Origin of the sequence: Streptomyces nogalater, assembly GCF_039532885.1 — a bacterium.
Taxonomy (GTDB): Bacteria; Actinomycetota; Actinomycetes; order Streptomycetales; family Streptomycetaceae; genus Streptomyces; species Streptomyces nogalater.
Genome location: NZ_BAAASM010000036.1, coordinates 303,974 through 328,776 on the forward strand (window position 1 = coordinate 303,974; position 24,803 = coordinate 328,776).

21 protein-coding genes are annotated in these 24,803 nt (G+C 70.8%); 16 read left to right on the forward strand and 5 right to left on the reverse strand.

The features are described from left to right. The first annotated feature begins 130 nt into the window (after positions 1 to 130). The 5 genes from yajC to relA all read left to right on the forward strand — a co-directional run bounded on the left by yajC (position 131) and on the right by relA (position 7,107). Positions 131 to 607, forward strand: coding sequence for a preprotein translocase subunit YajC (gene yajC, locus ABD350_RS24810; protein ID WP_344350528.1), 477 nt, complete (start codon positions 131 to 133; stop codon positions 605 to 607). Between the two features lie 143 nt (positions 608 to 750). Further along, positions 751 to 2,565 carry a protein translocase subunit SecD gene (gene secD, locus ABD350_RS24815; protein ID WP_344350529.1) on the forward strand — a complete coding sequence of 605 codons (1,815 nt, stop codon included), beginning with the start codon at positions 751 to 753 and terminating at the stop codon, positions 2,563 to 2,565. 3 nt (positions 2,566 to 2,568) lie between these two features. Further along, complete coding sequence (gene secF, locus ABD350_RS24820; protein WP_344350530.1) at positions 2,569 to 3,675, forward strand: protein translocase subunit SecF; 1,107 nt, start codon at positions 2,569 to 2,571, stop codon at positions 3,673 to 3,675. Next, complete coding sequence (locus tag ABD350_RS24825; protein ID WP_344350531.1) at positions 3,672 to 4,211, forward strand: adenine phosphoribosyltransferase; 540 nt, start codon at positions 3,672 to 3,674, stop codon at positions 4,209 to 4,211. The genes secF and ABD350_RS24825 overlap by 4 nt, the downstream gene beginning before the upstream one ends. 358 nt (positions 4,212 to 4,569) lie before the next feature. Continuing rightward, positions 4,570 to 7,107 carry a GTP pyrophosphokinase gene (gene relA, locus ABD350_RS24830; RefSeq protein ID WP_344350532.1) on the forward strand — a complete coding sequence of 846 codons (2,538 nt, stop codon included), beginning with the start codon at positions 4,570 to 4,572 and terminating at the stop codon, positions 7,105 to 7,107. 92 nt (positions 7,108 to 7,199) lie between these two features. On the opposite strand, the gene ABD350_RS24835 is transcribed toward relA, so the two are convergent. From ABD350_RS24835 to ABD350_RS24850, 4 genes are all read right to left on the reverse strand, one after another. Next, positions 7,200 to 7,385: a hypothetical protein gene (locus tag ABD350_RS24835; protein WP_344350533.1), complete on the reverse strand. Its 186-nt coding sequence runs from the start codon at positions 7,383 to 7,385 to the stop codon at positions 7,200 to 7,202. Between the two features lie 26 nt (positions 7,386 to 7,411). Then, complete coding sequence (locus ABD350_RS24840) at positions 7,412 to 7,897, reverse strand: hypothetical protein (protein WP_344350534.1); 486 nt, start codon at positions 7,895 to 7,897, stop codon at positions 7,412 to 7,414. Between the two features lie 202 nt (positions 7,898 to 8,099). After that, complete coding sequence (locus tag ABD350_RS24845; protein WP_344350535.1) at positions 8,100 to 9,329, reverse strand: DUF349 domain-containing protein; 1,230 nt, start codon at positions 9,327 to 9,329, stop codon at positions 8,100 to 8,102. Positions 9,330 to 9,484: 155 nt separating this feature from the next. Beyond that, on the reverse strand, positions 9,485 to 10,336 hold the full coding sequence (locus ABD350_RS24850) for a peptidylprolyl isomerase (RefSeq protein ID WP_344350536.1): 852 nt from the start codon (positions 10,334 to 10,336) through the stop codon (positions 9,485 to 9,487). A gap of 169 nt (positions 10,337 to 10,505) precedes the next feature. Between ABD350_RS24850 and ABD350_RS24855 the strand changes: the two genes are divergently transcribed. From ABD350_RS24855 to rpsD, 5 genes are all read left to right on the forward strand, one after another. Continuing rightward, positions 10,506 to 11,213: an MBL fold metallo-hydrolase gene (locus ABD350_RS24855; RefSeq protein WP_344350537.1), complete on the forward strand. Its 708-nt coding sequence runs from the start codon at positions 10,506 to 10,508 to the stop codon at positions 11,211 to 11,213. 13 nt (positions 11,214 to 11,226) lie between these two features. Further along, positions 11,227 to 12,489 (forward strand): histidine--tRNA ligase, encoded by a 1,263-nt coding sequence (gene hisS, locus ABD350_RS24860; RefSeq protein WP_344350538.1) that lies wholly within the window; start codon positions 11,227 to 11,229, stop codon positions 12,487 to 12,489. Between the two features lie 203 nt (positions 12,490 to 12,692). Beyond that, positions 12,693 to 13,349 carry a vitamin K epoxide reductase family protein gene (locus ABD350_RS24865; protein ID WP_344350539.1) on the forward strand — a complete coding sequence of 219 codons (657 nt, stop codon included), beginning with the start codon at positions 12,693 to 12,695 and terminating at the stop codon, positions 13,347 to 13,349. A gap of 43 nt (positions 13,350 to 13,392) precedes the next feature. Next, the gene (locus ABD350_RS24870; RefSeq protein ID WP_344350540.1) at positions 13,393 to 14,748 is read left to right on the forward strand and encodes a replication-associated recombination protein A; all 1,356 of its coding nucleotides are present in this window, start codon (positions 13,393 to 13,395) and stop codon (positions 14,746 to 14,748) included. A gap of 303 nt (positions 14,749 to 15,051) precedes the next feature. Next, complete coding sequence (gene rpsD / locus ABD350_RS24875; RefSeq protein WP_344350542.1) at positions 15,052 to 15,666, forward strand: 30S ribosomal protein S4; 615 nt, start codon at positions 15,052 to 15,054, stop codon at positions 15,664 to 15,666. Between the two features lie 20 nt (positions 15,667 to 15,686). Here the strand turns inward: rpsD and ABD350_RS24880 are convergent, their stop codons facing one another. Continuing rightward, positions 15,687 to 17,861 (reverse strand): ATP-binding protein, encoded by a 2,175-nt coding sequence (locus ABD350_RS24880; protein ID WP_344350544.1) that lies wholly within the window; start codon positions 17,859 to 17,861, stop codon positions 15,687 to 15,689. Between the two features lie 153 nt (positions 17,862 to 18,014). Here ABD350_RS24880 and ABD350_RS24885 point away from each other — a divergent pair, with 153 nt between their 5' ends. The 6 genes from ABD350_RS24885 to ABD350_RS24910 all read left to right on the forward strand — a co-directional run bounded on the left by ABD350_RS24885 (position 18,015) and on the right by ABD350_RS24910 (position 24,579). Beyond that, complete coding sequence (locus ABD350_RS24885) at positions 18,015 to 18,452, forward strand: DUF948 domain-containing protein (RefSeq protein ID WP_106980632.1); 438 nt, start codon at positions 18,015 to 18,017, stop codon at positions 18,450 to 18,452. Between the two features lie 16 nt (positions 18,453 to 18,468). Next, complete coding sequence (locus ABD350_RS24890; RefSeq protein WP_344350545.1) at positions 18,469 to 18,828, forward strand: hypothetical protein; 360 nt, start codon at positions 18,469 to 18,471, stop codon at positions 18,826 to 18,828. Further along, entirely contained in the window at positions 18,828 to 21,500 is a 2,673-nt protein-coding gene (gene alaS / locus ABD350_RS24895) for an alanine--tRNA ligase (RefSeq protein ID WP_344350546.1), read from the forward strand. Before ABD350_RS24890 ends, alaS begins: the two co-directional genes overlap by 1 nt. Positions 21,501 to 21,516: 16 nt before the next feature. Continuing rightward, the gene (gene ruvX / locus ABD350_RS24900) at positions 21,517 to 21,981 is read left to right on the forward strand and encodes a Holliday junction resolvase RuvX (protein ID WP_344350547.1); all 465 of its coding nucleotides are present in this window, start codon (positions 21,517 to 21,519) and stop codon (positions 21,979 to 21,981) included. A 122-nt stretch (positions 21,982 to 22,103) separates the two neighbouring features. Next, positions 22,104 to 23,759 carry an endolytic transglycosylase MltG gene (gene mltG, locus ABD350_RS24905; RefSeq protein WP_344350548.1) on the forward strand — a complete coding sequence of 552 codons (1,656 nt, stop codon included), beginning with the start codon at positions 22,104 to 22,106 and terminating at the stop codon, positions 23,757 to 23,759. After that, positions 23,740 to 24,579 carry a shikimate dehydrogenase gene (locus ABD350_RS24910; RefSeq protein WP_344350549.1) on the forward strand — a complete coding sequence of 280 codons (840 nt, stop codon included), beginning with the start codon at positions 23,740 to 23,742 and terminating at the stop codon, positions 24,577 to 24,579. The genes mltG and ABD350_RS24910 overlap by 20 nt, the downstream gene beginning before the upstream one ends. The last annotated feature ends 224 nt before the right edge of the window (positions 24,580 to 24,803 follow it).

Below are 24,803 nucleotides of genomic sequence, written 5' to 3' on the forward strand. Positions count from 1 at the left end.
ATGCTGAGCGTTGTTCCATGAGAGCGGACTCGCTTAGACTCCGCCGATGCCGCCCTTGCGGGCGGCGCCGACCACACCCCCATCCAACAGGCCGCTCACCCGCGCGGTCGCGCGAAGGAAATTCCGTCCCGTGAATGCCTATACCCTTCTCCCGTTCATCGTGCTCATCGCGGCCATGTTCCTGATGACGCGTTCGGCCAAGAAGAAGCAGCAGCAGGCCGCCGACATGCGGAACCAGATGCAGCCCGGATCCGGAGTCCGCACGATCGGGGGGATGTACGCGACGGTCAAGGAGGTCAACGAGGACACGGTCCTCCTCGACGCCGGGCCGGGCGTCGACCTCCTCTTCGCCAAGAACGCCATCGGCGCCGTCCTCTCCGACGACGAGTACAACCGCATCGTCCACGGCATCGAGCACGACCTGAAGTCCGACACCGGCCTCGTCCCCGACGACGCCTCCTCCCTCACCGAGACCGACGAGACCGACGGTTCCGCCGACGCTGCCGCCGCCTCGGACGACAAGATCGACCTCGGTAAGAAGGACGCCGCCGAGACCGGCGCGGACGACCAGCCGAAGAAGACCGACGGCGACTCCGACGCGAAGTAGTCACTCCCCGGGATACGCGGCGGCGGCATGATGGGCGCCCCGCGTGTCCCGGGCGCGTCTGTTTCCCGCACGGGAGCCCGACACCATGTCATGGCCGACCGCGCCGACCGGGCGCGGGGCGGCCCGAGAGGGAGTACGAGAAGGTGGCAGCACCTAAGAGGGGCCGAAGCGCGAGCGCCCCGAGCAAGCCAGGGCGCTCGCTGGCCCTCATCCTGATCGCCATCGTGGCGCTCGCCGGAGGGATGTTCGCCTCCGGGCACACCACTCCGCGTCTCGGCATCGACCTCGCCGGTGGTACGAGCATCACGCTCAAGGCGAAGGCCGATCAGGGGTCCGCGATCAACAAGGCCAACATGGACACCGCGGTCGACATCATGAACCGCCGGGTCAACGGCCTGGGTGTCTCCGAGGCGGAGGTGCAGACCCAGGGGACCGACAACATCATCGTCAACATCCCCAAGGGCACCAACTCCGAGGAGGCCCAGGAGCAGGTAGGCACCACCGCCAAGCTGTACTTCCGGCCGGTCCTGGCGAGCGAGCCCAGCGGCCCCGCCACGAAGAGCCCCTCGCCGAGCGCCTCCTCCAAGGGCGGCTCCTCCCCGAACCCGGGCGGCAGCCCGTCGGCGTCCGCCTCGGCCACGGACAAGGACAAGGCATCCGGCTCCGACGAGGGCACGGCGACCGGTTCCGCGTCCCCCTCGGCCTCGGCCACGACCCAGGGCCGCGCGCTCACCGACGCCCTGAAGGCCGACCCCACCCCCTCCCCGAGCGGCTCCGCCTCCGGCGGCACCAAGGCCCCGGCCACGCCGTCGGCCCCGGCCGACAGCGGCTCCGGCTCGGACGCCAAGCTCCAGGCGCAGTACGCGGCCCTGGACTGCACCAAGCCCACCGACCGGGCGAACGCCGGCAAGAACGCCAAGCCCGGCCAGTCCACCGTGGCCTGCGGCCAGATCGACGACGCCTGGTACAAGTACCTGCTCGGCCCGGCCGCCGTGGACGGCACCGAGGTGAAGAAGGCGCAGGCCGTCTTCGACACCCAGGGCGCCGCCGGCTGGCAGGTCCAGATGACCTTCACCAACAGCGGGGCCAAGAAGTTCGCCGACATCACCGGCGAGCTGGCCAAGAAGCCGCAGCCGCAGAACGAGTTCGGCATCGTCCTGGACGGCGAGGTCGTCTCCAGCCCGTATGTGCAGCAGTCCATCACCGGCGGCAAGGCGGAGATCTCCGGCAGCTTCCAGCAGGACGAGGCGCAGGGCCTCGCCAACATGCTGTCGTACGGCGCCCTGCCGCTCTCCTTCCAGGAGCAGTCCGTCACCACCGTCACCGCCGCGCTCGGCGGCGAGCAGCTGCACGCCGGTCTGCTCGCGGGCGCCATCGGTCTGGCCCTGGTCGTGATCTACCTGGTGGTGTACTACCGCGGCCTGTCCATCGTGGCCATGGCCTCGCTGGTGGTCTCCGCGATCCTCACCTACGTGATCATGTCGCTGCTCGGCCCGGCCATCGGCTTCGCGCTGAACCTGCCGGCCGTGTGCGGTGCCATCGTCGCCATCGGTATCACCGCGGACTCGTTCATCGTGTACTTCGAGCGCATAAGGGACGAGATCCGCGAGGGCCGTACGCTGCGCCCCGCCGTGGAGCGGGCCTGGCCGCGCGCCCGGCGCACCATCCTGGTCTCCGACTTCGTGTCGTTCCTGGCCGCCGCCGTGCTGTTCGTCGTCACCGTCGGCAAGGTGCAGGGCTTCGCCTTCACGCTGGGTCTGACCACCCTGCTGGACGTGGTCGTCGTCTTCCTCTTCACCAAGCCGCTGATGACGCTCCTCGCCCGTCGCAGGTTCTTCGCGGACGGCCACAAGTGGTCCGGCCTCGACCCCAAGAGCCTGGGTGCCAAGCCCCCGCTGCGCCGTACCCGCCGTCCCGCCGGTCCCGCCGCCGGCCCCGTCGACCCGAAGGAGGCCTGAGCGATGTCGAAACTCGGCACCATCGGCGCCCGCCTGCACCGCGGCGAGATCGCGTACGACTTCATCGGCAAGCGGAAGATCTGGTACGGCATCTCGATCCTGATCACCATCACGGCCATCGTCGGCCTGGCGGTGCGCGGCCTGAACATGGGCATCGAGTTCGAGGGCGGCGCGGTCTTCACGACGCCCACGAAGATGAGCACCTCGGTGGCCCAGGCGGAGGACTACGCCAACAAGGCCTCCGGCCACCAGGCCATCGTGCAGAAGCTGGGCAACGGCAGCCTGCGCATCCAGATCGCCGGCATCGACACCGGTCAGTCGGACCGGATCAAGCAGGAGCTGGCCGAGGACCTGAAGCTCGACCCCGAGAAGCTGGCCGCCGACCTGGTCGGCCCGAGCTGGGGCGAGCAGATCGCCAACAAGGCCTGGCAGGGCCTGGCGATCTTCATGGTCCTCGTGGTGATCTACCTGGCGATCGCCTTCGAGTGGCGCATGGCCGTGGCCGCGCTGATCGCGCTGATCCACGACATCACCATCACGACCGGTATCTACGCCCTGGTCGGCTTCGAGGTCACGCCCGGCACGGTCATCGGTCTGCTGACCATCCTCGGTTACTCGCTCTATGACACGGTCGTCGTCTTCGACAGCCTCAAGGAGCAGACGAAGGACCTCACCAAGCAGACCCGGTTCACCTACAGCGAGATCGCCAACCGTTCGATCAACGGCACGCTGGTGCGCTCCATCAACACCACGGTCGTCGCGCTGCTGCCGGTCGCCGGTCTGCTCTTCATCGGCGGCGGCTTCCTCGGCGCGGGCACGCTCAACGACATCTCGCTGTCGCTGTTCGTGGGCCTCGCGGCCGGTGCCTACTCCTCGATCTTCATCGCCACCCCGCTCGTCGCCGACCTCAAGGAGCGCGAGCCGGCGATGAAGACCCTCACCAAGCGGGTCCTGGCCAAGCGCGCCCAGGCCGCCGCGGGGGAGGACCTCGCGGAGGTCCGCTCCACCGCCGGTGACGACGGCGACGACGGCGCCCCCGCCGTCGTGGGCCCGCGCAACCAGCCCGCACGCGGCCGGGGCCGCGGCCGTACCTCCGGAAAGCGCCGATGACCGACATCCAGGAACTGCTGCTGAGCCGCATCCGCGATGTGGCCGACTACCCGGAGCCGGGCGTGATGTTCAAGGACATCACCCCGCTCCTGGCCGACCCGGCGGCCTTCACCGCGCTCACCGACACGCTGGCCCGGATCGCCGCCGACACCGGTGCGACCAAGGTCGTCGGCCTGGAGGCCCGGGGCTTCATCCTCGGTGCCCCGGTCGCCGTCCGGGCCGGTCTGGGCTTCATCCCGGTCCGCAAGGCCGGCAAGCTGCCCGGGGCCACCCTGCGCCAGGCCTACGACCTGGAGTACGGCTCGGCGGAGATCGAGGTGCACGCCGAGGACCTGGCCGCCGGCGACCGCGTGCTGATCGTGGACGACGTCCTGGCCACAGGCGGTACGGCCGAGGCGGCGATCCAGCTGATCCAGCGCGCCGGCGCCCGGGTGTCCGGGCTCGCGGTACTGATGGAACTGGGCTTCCTGGGCGGCCGGGCCCGGCTGGAGGCCGCGCTGGACGGGGCTCCGCTCCAGGCGCTGCTCCAGGTCTGAAAGCGTCTGGACACGTCTGGACGCGTCTGCACACCTCTGAACGCGTCGCCGTGAGACGGCCGCCCCGGCACACACGAGCCGGGGCGGCCGTCCGCGTTCCACCGGATCACCGGATCCGCAGCCGGTGCGCCGCATGCCCCGGCCGGCGTTTCGCGAGGTCCGCCCGGGTCCGCCGACCCGCCGTCGGCGACGGCGCGGGGGCCGCGCGACCGGCCGTCCGGAATCGCGTGGCAGCCTTCCGCGTTGCAGGGGTAGACGGTCCTCACAGCCGCCTGAAGGCGATGACCGGGCGCAGGATCGCTACCATGGGGTCTCCGGAGCCTGACCGGGGGACCCGGATCGCGCACGAGGAGTCCTCTTGCCAGACGAGGCCCAGCCACTGACCGCCGCCAAGCCCGAGCCCGCCTCGGCCGCCGCGGCGAAGCCCGCCCCGAGCGCTTCCCAGGTGAAGAACGACACCCGCGGGGCGGTCGAGCACGCCCACTCCGCGCCCGTGGAGAAGAGCGCCGAGTCCGCGCGTCCCAAGCAGGCCCCGGCCGAGCGCCCGGCGCAGCCCCCGGTGGTCCGCCAGCCGGCCGCGCAGCCCACCCGTACCGCCTCCTCCAACCGGGTCCGGGCCCGCCTCGCCCGCCTCGGCGTGCAGCGCGCGAACCCCTACAACCCGGTCCTGGAGCCGTTGCTGCGGATAGTGCGCAGCAACGACCCCAAGATCGAGAACTCCACGCTGCGCCAGATCGAGCGCGCCTACCAGGTCGCCGAACGCTGGCACCGCGGCCAGAAGCGCAAGAGCGGCGACCCGTACATCACGCACCCGCTCGCCGTCACCACCATCCTCGCCGAGCTGGGCATGGATCCGGCCACCCTGATGGCGGGGCTGCTGCACGACACCGTCGAGGACACCGAGTACGGCCTGGAGGACCTGCGCCGCGACTTCGGCGATGTCGTCGCCCTGCTCGTCGACGGCGTCACCAAGCTGGACAAGGTCAAGTTCGGCGAGGCCGCGCAGGCCGAGACCGTGCGCAAGATGGTCGTGGCCATGGCGAAGGACCCGCGGGTCCTGGTCATCAAGCTCGCCGACCGGCTGCACAACATGCGCACCATGCGCTACCTCAAGCGCGAGAAGCAGGAGAAGAAGGCGCGCGAGACGCTGGAGATCTACGCTCCGCTCGCCCACCGCCTCGGCATGAACACCATCAAGTGGGAGCTGGAGGACCTCGCGTTCGCGATCCTCTACCCCAAGATGTACGACGAGATCGTACGGCTGGTGGCCGAGCGGGCGCCGAAGCGCGACGAGTACCTGGCCATAGTGACCGACGAGGTCCAGTCCGACCTGCGCGCCGCCCGGATCAAGGCCACGGTCACCGGCCGCCCCAAGCACTACTACAGCGTCTACCAGAAGATGATCGTGCGCGGCCGCGACTTCGCCGAGATCTACGACCTGGTGGGCATCCGCGTCCTCGTCGACACGGTCCGCGACTGCTACGCCGCCCTCGGCACGGTGCACGCGCGATGGAACCCGGTCCCCGGCCGGTTCAAGGACTACATCGCGATGCCCAAGTTCAACATGTACCAGTCGCTGCACACGACGGTCATCGGCCCCAACGGCAAGCCGGTCGAACTCCAGATCCGCACGTTCGACATGCACCGCCGCGCCGAGTACGGCATCGCCGCGCACTGGAAGTACAAGCAGGAGGCCGTCGCCGGCGCCTCCAAGGTCCGCACCGACGCGCCGAAGACGTCGGCGAAGGACAAGGACGCCATCAACGACATGGCGTGGCTGCGGCAGCTGCTGGACTGGCAGAAGGAGACCGAGGACCCGGGCGAGTTCCTGGAGTCCCTGCGCTTCGACCTGTCCCGCAACGAGGTCTTCGTCTTCACGCCCAAGGGCGATGTCATCGCGCTGCCGGCCGGCGCCACCCCGGTGGACTTCGCGTACGCCGTGCACACCGAGGTCGGCCACCGCACCATAGGGGCGCGGGTCAACGGGCGGCTGGTCCCGCTGGAATCCACCCTGGACAACGGCGACCTGGTCGAGGTGTTCACCTCCAAGGCACCCGGCGCCGGCCCGTCCCGGGACTGGCTCGGCTTCGTCAAGTCGCCGCGGGCCCGCAACAAGATCCGCGCCTGGTTCTCCAAGGAGCGCCGGGACGAGGCGATCGAGCAGGGCAAGGACGCCATCGTGCGGGCCATGCGCAAGCAGAACCTGCCGATCCAGCGGATCCTCACCGGCGACTCGCTGGTCACCCTCGCGCACGAGATGCGCTATTCGGACATCTCCGCGCTGTACGCGGCGATCGGCGAGGGCCATGTCTCCGCGCAGAACATCGTGCAGAAGCTCGTCCAGGCGCTCGGCGGCGAGGAGGCCGCCACCGAGGAGATCGACGAGACGGTCCCGCCGTCCCGCGGGCGCGGGCGCAAGCGGCGCTCCAGCGCCGACCCCGGCGTCGTCGTCAAGGGCGTCGAGGACGTGTGGGTCAAGCTGGCCCGCTGCTGTACGCCGGTGCCGGGAGACCCGATCATCGGCTTCGTCACCCGGGGCAGTGGCGTATCGGTTCACCGCAGCGACTGCGTCAACGTCGATTCGCTGTCCCGGGAGCCGGAGCGCATCCTCGACGTCGAGTGGGCGCCGACCCAGTCCTCGGTCTTCCTGGTCGCCATCCAGGTGGAGGCGCTGGACCGGTCCCGGCTGCTGTCGGACGTCACCCGGGTGCTGTCCGACCAGCACGTCAACATCCTGTCGGCGGCCGTGCAGACCTCCCGGGACCGGGTGGCCACCTCACGCTTCACCTTCGAGATGGGCGACCCCAAGCACCTCGGCCACGTCCTGAAGGCGGTCCGGGGCGTGGAGGGCGTGTACGACGTGTACCGGGTGACCTCGGGACGCAGCCGCTCCTAGCCGCGCCCCGGCGGGGTGCACGGCGATTCCCAAGGAAAACGCTCGGCCGGGATATCCGGCCGAGCGTTTCGCGTGTGCGGCTGCGCGCGCGTTCAGCGCATTCGCCGAAGGCGTACCGTGTAGGTGACGGCCAGGAAAAGACCGGACCCGATGAGCAGCGCCCCCAAGGCGATGATCCATCCCGATTTCCCCGGCTCCGAAGAGAGATATCCGATGCCGGCCAGAGCCAGCAGGATACCCAGGGCGAGGCCCGAGAAATTAGCCCAGAGAGACTTCACGGCGACTCTCCTCCGGTCGGTTCTCTTTACGGAGTGCTGAAGACGGGCCACAGCTTCGGATTGCTGGACTTGGCCGTGGCAGGGGTCTGCGGACCGTACTTGACCACCCTGTTGGTGAAGGTGATCGTACCGCTCGGGCCGCAGACGGGGAGCTTCTTGGCGATGCAGGACTGCAGTACGACCTTGCCGGTCAGGGTGTAGCCGGCCCCGTTTCCGTTCGCGTACGGCTGGGTGAAGGCCATGTTGATGCCGAGGGCCTGTCCCTGCACGTTGTTGTGGCCGGACAAAGTTCCCGACGCGCTGACGAGGTTGCCCTTGCGGTCGCGCACGGTGGTGACCACGAAGTCGATTTCTCCGGTCCGGGTCGACTTGTAACCACCCCCGGGATAAAACTTGTAGAGCTTGCTGCTCGTCGTGTTCGCGGCGTATGCGGCCGGAGCCGTGAGGACGACTCCACTGGTGGCGGTGACGGCGGCCAGTGCGGCGGCGGTTATACCCCTGCGGATATGCATGTTCCCCTATTTCTTTATGCAGCCCGGCTCGATGGCCGGTGCTGTTCGGCGCGGCCTGGTCAAAGCCGCTGCACCGACCCTAAAGGGCGAGTCGCTTCTTGATCAACTTCGCGTCCCGGGGCGTGTGCGGGGTGACCGCACGCGAACCGGCCCCGGTCCGAACGGACCGGGGCCGGCACCACAGTGTCTTCGGTGAGGCTGCTCAGCCGCCGAACTCCTGGAGGCCCTTCAGCGCCTGCTCCAGGAGCGCCTGACGGCCCTCCAGCTCCCTCTGCAGCTTGTCCGCCTTGGCGTTGTTGCCCTGGGCGCGCGCCTGGTCGATCTGCGCCCGCAGCTTGTCCACGGCGGCCTGGAGCTGACCGGTCAGGCCCTCGGCACGCGCGCGTGCCTCCGGGTTCGTGCGGCGCCACTCGGCCTCCTCGGCCTCCTGGATCGCCCGCTCCACGGTGTGCATCCGGCCCTCGACCCTCGGCCGGGCGTCCCGCGGGACGTGCCCGATGGCCTCCCAGCGCTCGTTGATCGAGCGGAAGGCGGCCCGCGCGGTCTTCAGGTCGGTGATCGGCAGGAGCTTCTCGGCCTCCTCGGCCAGCTCCTCCTTCAGCTTCAGGTTCTCCGACTGCTCGGCGTCCCGCTCGGCGAACACCGAGCTGCGGGCGGCGAAGAACACGTCCTGGGCGCCGCGGAAGCGGTTCCACAGGTCGTCCTCGTGCTCGCGCTGGGCGCGGCCCGCGGCCTTCCACTCCGCCATCAGCTCGCGGTACCGGGCGGCCGTCGGACCCCAGTCCGTCGAACCGGACAGCGCCTCCGCCTCGGCGACCAGCCGCTCCTTGACCCGCCGAGCCTCCTCGCGCTGCGCGTCCAGCTGCGCGAAGTGCGCCTTGCGGCGCTTGGAGAACGCCGACCGGGCGTGCGAGAAGCGGTGCCACAGCTCGTCGTCGGACTTGCGGTCCAGCCGCGGCAGCCCCTTCCAGGTGTCCACCAGCGCCCGCAGCCGCTCACCGGCGGCCCGCCACTGGTCGGACTGCGCCAGCTGCTCGGCCTCGGCGACCAGGTCCTCCTTGGCCTTGCGGGCCTCGTCGGACTGCCTGGCCCGCTGCGCCTTGCGCTCCTCGCGGCGCGCATCGACGGTCGCGACGAGCTTGTCCAGCCGCTTGCGCAAGGCGTCCAGATCGCCGACCGCGTGGTGCGCGTCCACCTGTTCGCGCAGGTGGTCGATGGCGGCCTGGGCGTCCTTCGCCGACAGGTCGGTGGTCCGCACGCGCTTTTCGAGGAGGCCGATCTCGACAACCAGGCCCTCGTACTTGCGTTCGAAGTAGGCCAGCGCCTCCTCGGGGGAGCCGGCCTGCCAGGAACCGACGACCTTCTCGCCGTCGGCCGTACGCACGTACACGGTCCCCGTCTCGTCGACGCGGCCCCACGGGTCGCTGCTCACAGCGCCTCCTCCACATGATGCCTGCGGGGGGCCGCAGCACCCCCGGGCATCGTCCACAGTTTCGTCACGGCCAACATAGGCGACCGGCGGGTGGCCTGTCCGCATCCAGCACGACCGAAATTGCGAGGTCGGCCGCCGCGGACCCCGGGCCGGCGTCAGGACTTCGTCACCGTCGCCTTGTCGATCACCACGGTCGCGTTCGGTGCGGTGTTGCCCGTGGCCGGGTCCATCGGCTGCGCACCGGCGGCGGCGATCTTCTTCAGCACCTTCATCCCCGCCTCCGAGACGGTACCGAACGGCGTGTAGTCGGGCGGCAGCGGGCTGTCCTGGTACACCAGGAAGAACTGGCTGCTGCCGCTGTTGCGGCCCTGCTTGGTCTGCGCGTTGTACTGGTTGGCCATCGCCACGGTCCCCGCCGGATACGTGTCGCCCTTCAGGCTCTTGTCCTTCAGGTTCTCGTCCGGGATGGTGTAGCCCGGCCCGCCCGTCCCGGTGCCCGTCGGGTCGCCGCACTGGAGCACGTAGATCCCGCTGGTGACCAGGCGGTGGCACTTGGTGTGGTCGAAGAACCCCTTGCCCGCCAGGAAGTCGAACGAGTTGACCGTGTGCGGCGCCGCCGACGCCTTCAGCGCGATGTCGATGTCACCGCACGTCGTCGCCAGCTTCATCGTGTACTTCGCCGACGTGTCGATGGCCATCGCCGGCTCCTTCTTCCAGCTGAGCTTCTTCACCGAGCCGGCCGCCGGCTTCGCGCAGGGGTCCGACGCCTTGCTGGTCGGCGCGGCGCTCGGGCTGACCTCGCCGCCCGCGTTCGTCTTCTTGTCGTCGTCGCCCTTGAGCACATCGGTCGTGTACAGGGCGACACTGCCGATCACGACCACGCCCAGGACCGACGCGATCACGGAGTTGCGCAGGCGGGCCTTGCGCCGCGCCTCGGTGCGCCGCTGCTGCTGCCGCAAGAACTTCTCCCGGGCGAGCTGACGCCGCCGCTGCTCCTGGCTGACCACCGGGTTCTCTCCTCATGCCTGTCGTGTGTCGGGCGGTACGCGTGCGTCCTCGTGCTCCGACGGCTGCGTGTAGCCCCGTACCGTATATGGGTTCGCTGAGGAAACGGCAGCGCCGGTAGGCTCTGGGAGCAGCTGAAGCCGCCTGTAACCGACACAACGAAGGACGATCGTGCTCATTGCCGGGTTCCCCGCCGGGGCCTGGGGGACGAACTGCTACCTCGTCGCCCCCGCCGCCGGTGAGGAGTGCGTGATCATCGACCCCGGCCACCAGGCCGCCGAAGGCGTCGAGGAAACGCTGAAGAAGCATCGGCTCAAGCCCGTCGCCGTCGTCCTCACCCACGGCCACATCGACCACGTGGCCTCGGTCGTCCCCGTCTGCGGCGCGCACGAGGTACCGGCCTGGATCCACCCCGACGACCGGTACATGATGAGCGACCCGGAGAAGGCGCTCGGCCGTTCCATCGGCATGCCGCTGATGGGCGAGCTGACCGTGGGCGAGCCGGACGACGTCAGGGAGCTGACGGACGGCACGGCCCTGGAGCTGGCCGGTCTCACGTTCTCCGTCGCGCACGCGCCGGGCCATACCAAGGGGTCGGTGACCTTCCGGATGCCCGAGAGCGCCGACGTCCCGTCGGTGTTCTTCTCCGGGGATCTGCTGTTCGCCGGCTCCATCGGACGCACCGACCTGCCGGGCGGATCCATGGCGGACATGCTCCAGTCGCTGGCCCGCGTGTGCCTGCCGCTCGACGACTCCACCGTGGTGCTGTCCGGCCACGGCCCCCAGACGACCATCGGCCGGGAGCGCGCCACCAACCCCTATCTGCGGCAGGTGGCCGCCGGCCCGGGAAGCGTGGACGCTCCCCGACGAGGAATGTGACGAGAGACCTACGTTGAGCACTTTTCAGGCCCCCAAGGGCACCTACGACCTGATCCCGCCGGACTCGGCCGCCTACCTGGCGGTCCGCGAGGCCATCGCCGCCCCGCTGCGCAACTCCGGCTACGGCTACATCGAGACCCCCGGCTTCGAGAACGTCGAACTGTTCGCGCGCGGTGTCGGCGAGTCCACCGACATCGTCACCAAGGAGATGTACGCCTTCGAGACCAAGGGCGGCGACCGGCTCGCCCTGCGCCCCGAGGGCACCGCGTCCGTGCTGCGGGCGGCCCTGGAGGCCAACCTGCACAAGACGGGCAACCTCCCGGTCAAGCTCTGGTACTCCGGCTCCTACTACCGCTACGAGCGCCCCCAGAAGGGCCGTTACCGCCACTTCTCCCAGGTGGGCGCCGAGGCGATCGGCGCCGAGGACCCGGCGCTGGACGCCGAACTGATCATCCTGGCCGACCAGGCGTACCGCTCGCTGGGCCTGAGGAACTTCCGCATCCTGCTGAACAGCCTGGGCGACAAGGAGTGCCGCCCGGTGTACCGGACCGCGCTGCAGGACTTCCTGCGCGGCCTGGACCTGGACGAGGACACCCGCCGGCGCGTCGACATCAACCCGCTGCGGGTCCTGGACGACAAGCGCGACTCCGTCCGCAAGCAGCTCGACGGCGCCCCGCTGCTGCGGGACTATCTGTGCGACGCCTGCAAGGCGTACCACGAGGAGGTCCGCGAGCTGATCACCGCCGCGGGCGTCTCCTTCGAGGACGACCCCCGGCTGGTGCGCGGCCTGGACTACTACACCCGCACCACCTTCGAGTTCGTGCACGACGGTCTGGGCTCGCAGTCCGCGGTGGGCGGCGGCGGCCGGTACGACGGCCTGTCCGAGATGATCGGCGGCCCCGCGCTGCCGTCCGTCGGCTGGGCCCTGGGCGTCGACCGCACGGTCCTCGCGCTCCAGGCCGAGGGCGTGACGCTGGACCTGCCGACCGCGACGTCCGTGTACGCCGTCCCGCTCGGCGAGGAGGCCCGCCGGGTGCTGTTCGGCAAGGTCACCGAGTTGCGCAAGGTGGGCATCGCGGCCGACTTCGCCTACGGCGGCAAGGGGCTGAAGGGCGCCATGAAGAACGCCAACCGCTCCGGCGCCCGCTACGCGATCGTCGCCGGCGAGCGCGACCTCGCCGAGGGCCTCGTCCAGCTCAAGGACATGGAGTCCGGCGAGCAGACCGCGATCGGCGTCAACGAGATCGTGGCGGAACTGGAGTCCCGGCTCGGCTAGCCGCACGCGCGCGTAGGCGCCGGACGCTCCACGAGGGGCGTTCGGCGCCTTGCCGCGAAAGGGGCGGCCGGCTGACCGGAACCCGGCGGGGGCACCGGTCGTACGTAGATCCTTATGCGCAGCGAACGGTGCGCACCCAGGCACGTGCGGCACAATGACCCTGCCCGAAGATGGTCCGCCTCTCGACTGACGGAATCGGCGTGATGAGCAAGACGACAGTGAACGACGTCTCCGCAATGCCCGGTCCCAAGCGCGCCGCCGACGCCCCGCGCGCGGCCGGCGCCGGCCGCGCCCTCGCCATCCTGCTGGTGATCACCGGCGCGGCCGGACTGCTGGCCTCGTGGGTCATCACGATCGACAAGTTCAAGATCCTCGAAGCCAAGGTCGCGGGCACGACCTTCACCCCCGGATGCAGCCTCAACCCGGTGGTCTCCTGTGGCAGCGTCATGGAGAGCAAGCAGGCCGCCGCCTTCGGCTTCCCCAACCCGATGCTCGGGCTGGTCGCCTACGGCATCGTCGTCTGCGTCGGCATGAGCCTGCTGGCCCGCGCCCGGTTCCCGCGCTGGTACTGGCTCACGTTCAACTTCGGCACCCTGTTCGGTGTGGGCTTCTGCACCTGGCTGCAGTTCCAGTCCCTGTACCGGATCAACGCGCTGTGCCTGTGGTGCTCGCTGGCCTGGGTCGCCACGATCACCATGTTCTGGTACGTCACCTCGTTCAACATCCGCAACGCCTTCCTGCCGGCCCCGCGCCTGCTGCGGTCCTTCTTCGGCGAGTTCACCTGGGTCCTGCCGGTCGCGCACATCGGCATCGTCGGCATGCTGGTGCTGACCCGCTGGTGGGAGTTCTGGACCAGCTGACGGCCCCGACGGGATTGTCGGTGCGGTGTTCTAGGGTTTCAGCGTGGAACCCGACCTGTTCACCGCCGCAGCAGAAGAACGCCAGGAGAAGGATCCGGCGGGCAGCCCCCTGGCGGTGCGCATGCGCCCGCGCTCGCTCGACGAGGTCGTGGGCCAGCAGCATCTGCTGGCGCCCGGCTCACCCCTGCGCCGCCTGGTCGGCGAGGGCTCCGGCGGGCCCGCCGGGCCGTCCTCGGTGATCCTCTGGGGCCCGCCCGGCACCGGCAAGACCACCCTGGCGTACGTGGTGTCCAAGGCGACCGACAAGCGGTTCGTGGAACTGTCCGCGATCACCGCGGGCGTCAAGGAGGTCCGCGCGGTCATCGACGGCGCCCGCCGCGCCACCGGGGGCTACGGCAAGGAGACCGTCCTCTTCCTGGACGAGATCCACCGCTTCAGCAAGGCCCAGCAGGACTCCCTGCTGCCGGCCGTGGAGAACCGCTGGGTGACCCTGATCGCGGCCACCACGGAGAACCCCTACTTCTCGGTGATCTCCCCGCTGCTCTCCCGCTCCCTGCTGCTCACCCTCGAACCCCTCACCGACGACGACATCCGCGGCCTGCTGCGGCGGGCCCTCGCCGACGAACGCGGCCTGAAGAACGCCGTCACGCTCCCGGCGGAGACCGAGGAGCACCTGCTGCGCATCGCCGGCGGCGACGCCCGGCGCGCCCTGACCGCCCTGGAGGCCGCCGCCGGCGCCGCCCTGGACCAGGGCGAGAGCGAGATCGGCCTGCGGACGCTGGAGCAGACCGTCGACCGCGCCGCGGTGAAGTACGACCGCGACGGCGACCAGCACTACGACGTCGCCAGCGCCCTCATCAAGTCCATCCGCGGCTCCGACGTCGACGCCGCCCTGCACTACCTGGCCCGCATGATCGAGGCCGGCGAGGACCCCCGGTTCATCGCCCGCCGGCTGATGATCTCCGCCAGCGAGGACATCGGCCTCGCCGACCCCACCGCGCTGCCGACCGCGGTCGCCGCCGCCCAGGCCGTCGCCATGATCGGCTTCCCGGAGGCCGCCCTCACCCTCAGCCACGCCACCATCGCCCTGGCCCTCGCCCCCAAGTCCAACTCGGCGACCACCGCGATCGGCGCCGCCCTCGACGACGTGCGCAAGGGCCTGTCCGGCCCGGTGCCCCCGCACCTGCGCGACGGGCACTACAAGGGCGCCGCCAAGCTCGGCCACGCCCAGGGGTACGTCTACCCGCACGACCTGCCGGAGGGCATCGCCGAGCAGCAGTACGCCCCGGACGCCCTGAAGGACCGCGAGTACTACACCCCGGGCCGGCACGGCGCCGAGGCCAGATACGCGGACGCCGTCGAGTGGACCCGCAGACACCTCGGTCGCAAGCGGTCCTGAGCAGCCTGTAGACTGCTGCGAAGTGCCGAGTCCCGTGCTGTCAGAGCGGGACACCCGGCCGGAGACCCGGTTCCCCGTGGACCGGCTCCAGGAGCGTCGCGCACCGTCGAACGGTGTCGCGGGCAGCCCACCACCTCCCGTGCAGTCCCGGGACGGTCGGTGGGCCACTCGCGTGCTGCACGTATGTGCCCAGACCAGGGAAGCGGCTGCCCGGCAGGTCCCGCGCGGACCCGACGGGTTTTCCCGGCTGCGGATGCGACCTCCCTAATCCTGACGAGCCGGAATCTAGGAAATGAGATAACTGTGGCGAACCAGTCCCGCCCCAAGGTCAAGAAGTCGCGTGCCCTCGGCATCGCGCTGACCCCGAAGGCCGTCAAGTACTTCGAGGCCCGCCCCTACCCGCCGGGTGAGCACGGCCGCGGCCGCAAGCAGAACTCGGACTACAAGGTCCGTCTGCTGGAGAAGCAGCGCCTGCGCGCTCAGTACGACATCTCCGAGCGCCAGCTGGTGCGCGCCTACGAGCGTGCCTCCAAGGTCCAGGGCAAGACCGGTGAGGCCCTGATCGTGGAGCTGGAGCGCCGCCTCGACGCGCTGGTCCTGCGTTCGGGCATCGCCCGCACGATCTACCAGGCCCGCCAGATGGTCGTCCACGGCCACATCCAGGTCAACGGCCAGAAGGTCGACAAGCCGTCCTTCCGTGTCCGTCCGGACGACGTCGTGCAGGTCCGCGACCGCTCCAAGGACAAGACGCTGTTCCAGATCGCCCGTGAGGGTGGCTTCGCCCCCGACGGCGAGACCCCGCGCTACCTCCAGGTGAACCTCAGGGCCCTGGCGTTCCGCCTGGACCGCGAGCCGAACCGCAAGGAGATCCCGGTGATCTGCGACGAGCAGCTCGTCGTCGAGTACTACGCCCGCTGACCCCGGTCGCGGCCCAGTCCTCAGCCCGCCGTCTCCCCGCCCTTCCGGGTGGGTGAGGCGGCGGGTTCGCGCTGTCCGGGGCCGGTGTCCGGGAGCGGACCGCGCGGCGCCGGCAGGGCGTCCAGCGCCCCCGGCTCCCGCTGCCGCAGCGCCCGGGCCACCGCCGCCTCCCGGTCCAGCCCGGCGCCCTCCCGCACGCACTCGGCGTACCGCGCGTCGCCGAGCGCCCGCCGCGCGGCGGCCTCGCACCGCTCGTGCGGCGCGTTGTAGTACGCCGAACCGAACAGCGGCAGCCCCACCGAGGGCCACAGCCGCCCGGCGGCGCCCTGGAGCACCGCCGCCTCCACCGGATCGCCCTGCGCCACCGTCACCAGCGCCAGCAACTCGATGACGAGCACCGAGCCCAGCAGATCCCGGAACGCGTGCGCGTCGGCCAGCGCGCGGGCCAGCAGCTCCCGCGAGCCCGCCGGGTCCCCGTCGGCCCAGGCCGCGTACGCCAGCACATACAGCGCGTACGAGCGCGCCCATCGCTCCCCGTGGTCCTCGCAGAGCCGGCGCACCTCCTCGCACAGCCGCACCGCGTCCGGCAGGTCGCCCCGGAACGCCCGGGCCATCGCCAGCTCGACCCGGCCCATCAGGACGTTGCTGTTCAGCTCGCCGGCCGTCTGGTAGCGCTCCAGCGCCGAGCGCAGCAGCGTTTCCGCACCGGCCATGTCGTCCGTGACCAGCGCCAGACAGCCCATGCGGTGCTCGGCGTACGCCACCGCCACCGGATCGCCCGCCCGCTCCGCCCGCGCGCGGCACGTCCGCAGCACGCGCAGCGCCGGCTCGGTGTCGCCCTGGAGGACCGCCACGTAGCCCAGCACCCACAGCGCCTTCAGCCGGGCCCGCTCGTACCCCGACTCCGGCTCCAGGCTGCGCTCCAGCCAGCGCCGCCCCTCCGACAGCCGCCCGCACCCCACCCAGCAGAACCACAGCGAACCCGCCAGCTGCTGGCCGAGGTGCGCCTCGCCCGGCCCGGTCAGACAGCACTCCAGCGCGGCCCGCAGATTCGGCAGCTCCACGTCCACGCGCGCGGCCACCTCCCGCTGCCGGGGCGTGAACCACTCCAGCTCGCACCAGGCGGCCAGGCCCAGGTACCAGTCCCGGTGCCGTCTGCGCAGCCGGTCCGCGTCCCCGGCCGCCGCCAGCCACTCGGCGCCGTACTCCCGGACGGTGTCCAGCATCCGGTAGCGCGGGCCCACCGGGGTCACCTCGCGGGCTACGACCGACTGGGCCAGCAGCTCCGACAGCACGTCCAGCACGTCCTCGGCGGGCAGCCCCGCCCCGCCGCACACGTACTCGGCCGCCTCCAGGTCGAAGGACCCCGCGAACACCGACAGCCGCGCCCACAGCAGCCGTTCGGCCGGGGTGCACAGCTCGTGACTCCAGCCGATCGCGGTGCGCAGCGTCCGGTGCCGGGGCAGGGCGTCGCGGGCACCGCCGGTCAGCAGCCGGAACCGGTCGCCGAGACGTTGCAGCAACTGCGCCGGGGACAGCGCGCGCAGTCGGCCGGCGGCGAGCTCCAGCGCCAGTGGGATCCCCTCCAGCCGGCGGCACAGCTCCCGGACCTCGGGGCCGTCGGCCACCGGCACCCCGTGCGCCCGGGCCCGGTCGGTGAACAGCTCCACCGCCTCCTCGGCTCCGAGCGGCGCCAGCGGGAACAGCCGCTCGCCCGCCAGACCCAGAGGGCGCCGGCCCACGGCCAGCACCCGCAGCTCCGGCAGCCCGCGCAGCAGCCGGGCGACCAGGTGCGCGCAGGACGCCGTCAGATGCTCGAACCCGTCCAGCACCAGCAGCGTCCGCCGGCCCGCCAACTGCTCCAGCAGCGCCTGTCGGGGCAACCGGGTGGTGTGGTCGGTCAGCCCCAGCGCCTCCACCACCGCGTACTCCACGAACTGCGGATCGCGCACCTCGGCCAGCTCCGCCCGGCCCCAGCCCGCACCGCCCGCCGGCTCACCGGCCGCCCACCGCGCCGCCGCCCGCACCGCCAGCCGGGACTTGCCGACCCCGCCCATCCCGGTGAGGGTCACCAGCCGGGCGCGGCCGAGGGCCGCCGTCAGCTCGGCCAGCTCCGCCGAGCGCCCGACGAAAGCGGTGAGTTCGAGGGGCGGGGCGCCACCCGCCCAGGGGCCGGGACCATGAGGATCTCGCATGGGACACGGAGCGTACTGAACCGTGTTCACTGCGTACAATCACCCGGCGCGAGTGCGCCCGTCCCACCGGGGAATCCGGTACGGAGCCGCGGCCCCGGCGCGATAGGCTCGGGGCACGACTTTTCCGATGCTCAGGCACGTTTCAGGGAGCGGGTGCGCACAGTGTCCGGTACAGAGGTGGCCGGGATCCTGGTGGCCGTCTTCTGGGCGATCCTGGTCTCCTTCCTCGCGGTCGCGCTGGCGAGGCTGGCCCAGACGCTCAAGGCGACCACCAAGCTCGTCGCGGACGTGACCGACCAGGCCGTCCCGCTGCTCGCCGACGCCTCCCAGGCGGTGCGCTCCGCGCAGACCCAGATCGACCGGGTCGACGCGATCGCCTCCGACGTCCAGGAGGTCACCTCCAACGCCTCCGCGCTGTCGACCACCGTCGCCTCCACCTTCGGCGGCCCGCTGGTCAAGGTCGCGGCCTTCGGCTACGGCGTCCGCCGGGCGCTGGGCGGCCGCAAGGGGGAGGACGTGCCCGCCAAGTCGGCCCGGCGTACCGTGATCGTGGGCCGGACGGTCCCCGCCGCACGACGCAAGCGGAAGTAAGGACTGAGACCGAGCGATGTTCCGCCGTACGTTCTGGTTCTCCACCGGTGTCGCCGCCGGTGTGTGGGCCACCACCAAGGTCAACCGCAAGATCAGGCAGCTGACCCCGGAGAGCCTGGCCGCCACCGCGGCGAACAAGGCCCTGGAGACCGGTCAGCGCCTGAAGGACCGCGCGGTCGGCTTCGCGTTCGACGTCCGCGACAACATGGCCCGGCGGGAGGCCGAGCTGGAGGAGGCCCTCGGCATCCACGAGGACCCCGAGCTCCCCGCGCCCCGGCGGTACACCGCCATCGAGAACGACCACAGCGACAACCGCAGCACACCGAAGTACATCGAAGCCCCGATGTACTCGTACAACCGGAATGAGGACCACTGATGGAGTCGGCCGAGATTCGCCGCCGCTGGCTGAGCTTCTTCGAGGAGCGCGGGCACACCGTCGTCCCTTCGGCGTCGCTCATCGCGGACGACCCGACTCTGCTCCTCGTCCCCGCCGGCATGGTGCCCTTCAAGCCCTACTTCCTGGGTGAGGTCAAGCCGCCGTTCCCGCGCGCCACCAGCGTGCAGAAGTGCGTGCGCACGCCCGACATCGAAGAGGTCGGCAAGACCACGCGGCACGGCACGTTCTTCCAGATGTGCGGCAACTTCTCCTTCGGCGACTACTTCAAGGAAGGCGCCATCAAGCTCGCCTGGGAGCTGCTGACCTCGCCCCGGGACAAGGGCGGTTACGGCCTCGACCCCGAGCGCCTGTGGATCACCGTCTACCAGGACGACGACGAGGCGGAGCGGATCTGGCACGAGGTCGTCGGCGTGCCCAAGGAGCGCATCCAGCGCCTGGGCATGAAGGACAACTTCTGGTCCATGGGCGTGCCCGGCCCGTGCGGCCCCTGCTCCGAGATCAACTACGACCGCGGCCCCGAGTTCGGCGTCGAGGGCGGCCCCGCCGTCAACGACGAGCGGTACGTGGAGATCTGGAACCTCGTCTTCATGCAGTACGAGCGGGGCGAGGGCATCGGCAAGGACAACTTCGAGATCCTCGGGGACCTGCCGAGCAAGAACATCGACACGGGCCTCGGCCTGGAGCGGCTCGCCATGATTCTGCAGGGCGTGCAGAACATGTACGAGATCGACACCTCCATGGCCGTCATCGACAAGGCCACCGAGCTGACCGGCGTGCGCTACGGCGACGCCCACGACTCGGACGTGTCCCTGCGCGTGGTCACCGACCACATGCGCACCGCCACCATGCTCATCGGCGACGGCGTCACCCCCGGCAACGAGGGCCGCGGCTACGTCCTGCGCCGCATCATGCGCCGCGCCATCCGCAACATGCGGCTGCTCGGCGCCACCGGTCCGGTCGTCAAGGACCTGATCGACACCGTGATCGGCATGATGGGGCAGCAGTACCCGGAGCTGATCACCGACCGCGAGCGCATCGAGAAGGTCGCCCTCGCCGAGGAGAACGCCTTCCTCAAGACGCTGAAGGCCGGCACCAACATCCTGGACACCGCCGTCACCGAGACCAAGGCCTCCGGCGGCACCGTCCTCTCCGGCGACAAGGCGTTCCTGCTCCACGACACCTGGGGCTTCCCGATCGACCTCACCCTGGAGATGGCCGCCGAGCAGGGCCTGACCGTGGACGAGGAGGGCTTCCGCCGCCTGATGAAGGAGCAGCGGGAGCGCGCCAAGGCCGACGCCCAGGCCAAGAAGACCGGCCACGCCGACCTGGGCGCCTACCGCGAGATCGCCGACAGCGCCGGCGAGACCGACTTCATCGGCTACACCGACACCGAGGGCGAGTCCACGATCGTCGGCATCCTGGTCGACGGCGCCTCCTCCCCGGCCGCCACCGAGGGCGACGAGGTCGAGATCGTCCTGGACCGCACCCCGTTCTACGCCGAGGGCGGCGGCCAGATCGGCGACACCGGCCGCATCAAGGTGGACTCCGGTGCCGTCATCGAGGTCCGCGACTGCCAGAAGCCGGTCCCGGGCGTGTACGTCCACAAGGGCGTCGTCCAGGTCGGTGAGGTGACCGTCGGCGCCAAGGCCCACGCCTCGATCGACGTCCGCCGCCGCAAGGCCATCGCCCGCGCCCACTCGGCCACCCACCTGACCCACCAGGCCCTGCGCGACGCTCTCGGCCCGACGGCCGCCCAGGCCGGTTCGGAGAACCAGCCCGGCCGCTTCCGCTTCGACTTCGGGTCCCCGTCCGCCGTTCCGACGGCCGTGATGACCGACGTCGAGCAGAAGATCAACGAGGTGCTCGCCCGCGACCTGGACGTGCACGCCGAGGTCATGGCCATCGACGAGGCCAAGAAGCAGGGCGCCATCGCCGAGTTCGGCGAGAAGTACGGCGAGCGGGTGCGCGTCGTGACCATCGGCGACTTCTCCAAGGAGCTGTGCGGCGGCACGCACGTGCACAACACCGCCCAGCTGGGCCTGGTGAAGCTGCTCGGCGAGTCCTCCATCGGCTCCGGTGTGCGCCGTATCGAGGCCCTGGTGGGCGTGGACGCCTACACCTTCCTCGCCCGTGAGCACACGGTCGTCAACCAGCTGACCGAGCTGCTCAAGGGCCGCGCGGAGGAGCTGCCCGAGAAGGTCTCCGCCATGCTCGGCAAGCTGAAGGACGCCGAGAAGGAGATCGAGCGGTTCCGCGCCGAGAAGGTCCTCCAGGCCGCCGCCGGCCTCGCCGAGTCCGCCAAGGACGTGCGCGGTGTCGCCGTGGTCACCGGTCAGGTGCCGGACGGCACGACGCCCGACGACCTGCGCAAGCTGGTCCTGGACGTGCGTGGCCGCATCCAGGGCGGCCGGGCCGCCGTGGTGGCGCTGTTCACCGTCAACAACGGCAAGCCGCTGACGGTCATCGCCACCAACGACGCCGCCCGCGACCGCGGCCTCAAGGCCGGTGACCTGGTCCGTACGGCCGCCAAGACCCTCGGCGGCGGCGGTGGCGGCAAGCCGGACGTGGCCCAGGGCGGCGGTCAGAACCCGGCCGCCGTCGGCGAGGCCGTCGAGGCCGTCGAGCGGCTCGTCGCCGAGACCGCCAAGTAGGGAACGGTCGAAGCAGATGCGCAGAGGACGTCGGCTCGCGATCGACGTCGGGGACGCCCGGATCGGGGTCGCCTCGTGCGACCCCGACGGGATCCTCGCCACCCCGGTGGAGACCGTCCCCGGCCGGGACGTCCCCGCCGCCCACCGCCGCCTTGGTCAACTGGTGGAGGAGTACGAACCGATCGAGGTCGTCGTCGGCCTCCCTCGCTCCCTCAAGGGGGGCGAGGGCCCGGCCGCGGTCAAGGTCCGCGCCTTCGCGCAGGAACTGGCCAGGGGGATCCAGCCGGTGCCGGTGCGCCTGCTGGACGAGCGGATGACGACCGTGACGGCCGGCCAGGGACTGCGCGCCTCCGGCGTGAAGTCCAAGAAGGGCCGTTCGGTCATCGACCAGGCGGCGGCCGTCATCATCCTGCAGCAGGCCCTGGAATCCGAACGGGTGTCAGGTAAACCACCCGGTGAGGGCGTCGAGGTGGTCATCTGATCGCGATACGGTAACGTTCCGCGCGATGCGCCGGTGTTCGAACAGCCGGGGCACAGCAAGAGGCGGAACGGGATCCGGCCGACGGGCCGCGGGACCGTAGGCCTCGCGGCTCTAGGGGATCGATGACTGAGTATGGCCGGGGCCAAGGCTCCGAACCGTGGAATCCGGAGGACCCGTTGTACGGGGACGGCGGATGGGGCGGACAGCAGGCCCAGGAGGGCTCGCAGTCGCCGTACGGCGGCCGGCCGCAGCACCATCCGCAGGCGCCGCAGTACGGCGACTGGAGCCAGGAGCCGCAGCAGCCCGGACACGAGGGACAGCAGCACCCGCACCACGACGGCCGGCCGTACGACCAGCAGCTCGCCGGCCACACTCAGCACCAGTTCCACCAGGGCGGCTGGGACGCGACCGGCACCCACGGCCAGGTGCCCTACGCCGCCGACCCCGGCGATCCCTACGGTCAGCAGCCCGTGGCCTACGGCGGGGAGCAGCCCGACCTCTACGGCACCGAGGACGCCTACCCGCCGCCGGAGCCGCCCGGCCGCAGACGCCCCGAGCCCGGCCCGGAAGCGGAGGCGGCCGACGACGAGGAGCACGCCCCGGCGGTGGCCGGCGGCGGCGCGGGCGACGACGGGGAGCACGGGCTCCCGAGCCGGCGGGAGCGGCGCGGCAAGGGCCGGGGACCGGCCAAGAGCAAGAAGCGGCGCACCGGCTGCGCCTGCATGGTCGTCGTCCTGGTGTTCGGCGGCGGCCTCGGCGGAGTCGGGTATTTCGGGTACCAGTTCTACCAAAATCGTTTCGGCACGGCTCCGGACTACGCGGGCGACGGCAGCGGCGAGACGGTCACCGTCGAGATCCCCAAGGGCGCGGGCGGCTGGGAGATCGGCCGCCGCCTGAAGGAGGCCGGGGTGGTCAAGAGCGCCGAGGCGTTCGTCCACGCCCAGACCAACACCCCGGGCGCCGACGGCATCCAGGCCGGTGCCTATCTCCTGAAGAAGGAGATGTCCGCCGCCAGCGCCGTCCGGCTGATGCTGGACCCGCGCAGCCAGAACAACGTGGTCGTCACCCCCGGTGAGCGCAACTCGGGCGTCTACGCGGCCATCGACAAGAAGCTGGAACTGTCCTCGGGCACGACCAAGAAGGTCGCCGAGAAGCAGTACAAGGACTTCGGCCTGCCGGCGTGGGCGCAGAACCACGCCGACGTCAAGGACCCGCTGGAGGGCTTCCTCTTCCCCGGCACCTATCCGGCCGCCAAGGGCATGAAGCCGGAGGCCATCCTGCAGCAGATGGTCAGCCAGGCCAAGCAGAAGTACGCCGCCTACGGCCTGAACGAGAAGGCCAGGGAATTCGACCTGGGCAGCGCGTACGAGCTGGTCACGGTCGCGAGCCTGGTCCAGGCCGAGGGCAAGACCCACGACGACTTCCGCAAGATGGCCGAGGTGGTCTACAACCGCCTCAAGCCCGACAACACCGAGACCAACCGCAAGCTGCAGTTCGACTCGACGTACAACTACCTCCTCGGCAAGAGCAACATCCACATCTCCGAGGAGGAGATCAACAGCAACCCGAGCCCGTACAACACGTACAAGCACCCGGGGCTTCCGCCCGGCCCGATCGGCAACCCCGGCGAGGACGCGCTGAAGGCGATGCTGAACCCGACGCACGACGGCTGGGTCTACTTCGTGGCGACCGACGGCATGAGCAACACCGAGTTCGCCAAGACGTACGCGGAATTCCTAGAGCTCAAGGACAAGTTCAATGCCAACACGGGCAACTGACGGCCGCCGCGCCGCCGTGCTCGGCTCTCCGATCGCCCACTCCCTCTCCCCGGTGCTGCACCGGGCGGCGTACGAAGCGGCCGGGCTCACCGGCTGGTCGTACGACAGTTTCGACGTCGACGAGGCCGCGCTGCCCGGCTTCCTGGACCGGCTCGGGCCCGAGTGGGCCGGGCTGTCGCTGACCATGCCGCTGAAGCGGGCCGTCATCGGGCTGCTGGACGAGGTCAGTGACACCGCGGCCTCGGTCGACGCGGTCAACACGCTGGTCTTCACCGAGGACGGACGCCGGGTCGGCGACAACACCGACATCCCGGGCATGGTGGCCGCCCTGGGCGAGCACGGCATCGAGGAGGTCGGCTCCGCCGCGATCCTGGGCGCCGGTGCCACCGCCTCCTCCGCGCTCGCCGCGCTGGCCCGGATCTGCACCGGGGAGGTCGTCGCCTACGTCCGCAGCGAGGCCCGCGCCGCCGAGATGCGGCAGTGGGGCGAACGGCTCGGCATGGACGTCCGCACGGCGGACTGGGCCGACGCCGCCCAGGCGCTGAGCGCCCCGCTGGTGATCGCCACCACGCCCGCCGGGACGACCGACGCCCTCGCCACCGCCGTACCCGAACGCCCCGCCGTCCTCTTCGACGTACTCTACGACCCCTGGCCCACCGAACTGGCGGCCCGCTGGTCCATGTTCGGCGGCGCCGTGGTCGGCGGCCTCGACCTGCTGGTGCACCAGGCCGTGCTCCAGTTCGAGCAGATGACCGGGCAGACCCCGGGCCCGCTGGACGCCATGCGGCAGGCCGGGGAGAAGGCACTCGCCGGCCGCTGACGCTCCCGCGGGGCGTCCGTCTGCTGGACCGGCGGCCGCACGACCCCGCGGACGTGGGAGGATCGGAGGTGGCGTGCCGGGGTCGCGCACCCGGTGACGCCGTCGCCGTGCGCGAGGACGCGTACGCCGGGCAGTACCGGGCGCGAGCACTGAGGAGCATCGTTGAGCAGGCTGCGTTGGCTGACCGCGGGGGAATCGCACGGTCCCGCACTTGTCGCGACGCT

What these genes read in the sequence shown, in the direction of transcription:
- secF (WP_344350530.1), top strand. Translation starts at nt 2,569, where the DNA reads ATGTCGAAACTCGGCACCATCGGCGCCCGCCTGCACCGCGGCGAGATC.
- ABD350_RS24825 (WP_344350531.1), top strand. Translation starts at nt 3,672, where the DNA reads ATGACCGACATCCAGGAACTGCTGCTGAGCCGCATCCGCGATGTGGCC.
- ABD350_RS24840 (WP_344350534.1), bottom strand. Translation starts at nt 7,897, where the DNA reads ATGCATATCCGCAGGGGTATAACCGCCGCCGCACTGGCCGCCGTCACC.
- ABD350_RS24865 (WP_344350539.1), top strand. Translation starts at nt 12,693, where the DNA reads ATGAGCAAGACGACAGTGAACGACGTCTCCGCAATGCCCGGTCCCAAG.
- ABD350_RS24880 (WP_344350544.1), bottom strand. Translation starts at nt 17,861, where the DNA reads ATGCGAGATCCTCATGGTCCCGGCCCCTGGGCGGGTGGCGCCCCGCCC.
- ABD350_RS24890 (WP_344350545.1), top strand. Translation starts at nt 18,469, where the DNA reads ATGTTCCGCCGTACGTTCTGGTTCTCCACCGGTGTCGCCGCCGGTGTG.
- alaS (WP_344350546.1), top strand. Translation starts at nt 18,828, where the DNA reads ATGGAGTCGGCCGAGATTCGCCGCCGCTGGCTGAGCTTCTTCGAGGAG.
- ruvX (WP_344350547.1), top strand. Translation starts at nt 21,517, where the DNA reads ATGCGCAGAGGACGTCGGCTCGCGATCGACGTCGGGGACGCCCGGATC.
- mltG (WP_344350548.1), top strand. Translation starts at nt 22,104, where the DNA reads ATGACTGAGTATGGCCGGGGCCAAGGCTCCGAACCGTGGAATCCGGAG.
- ABD350_RS24910 (WP_344350549.1), top strand. Translation starts at nt 23,740, where the DNA reads ATGCCAACACGGGCAACTGACGGCCGCCGCGCCGCCGTGCTCGGCTCT.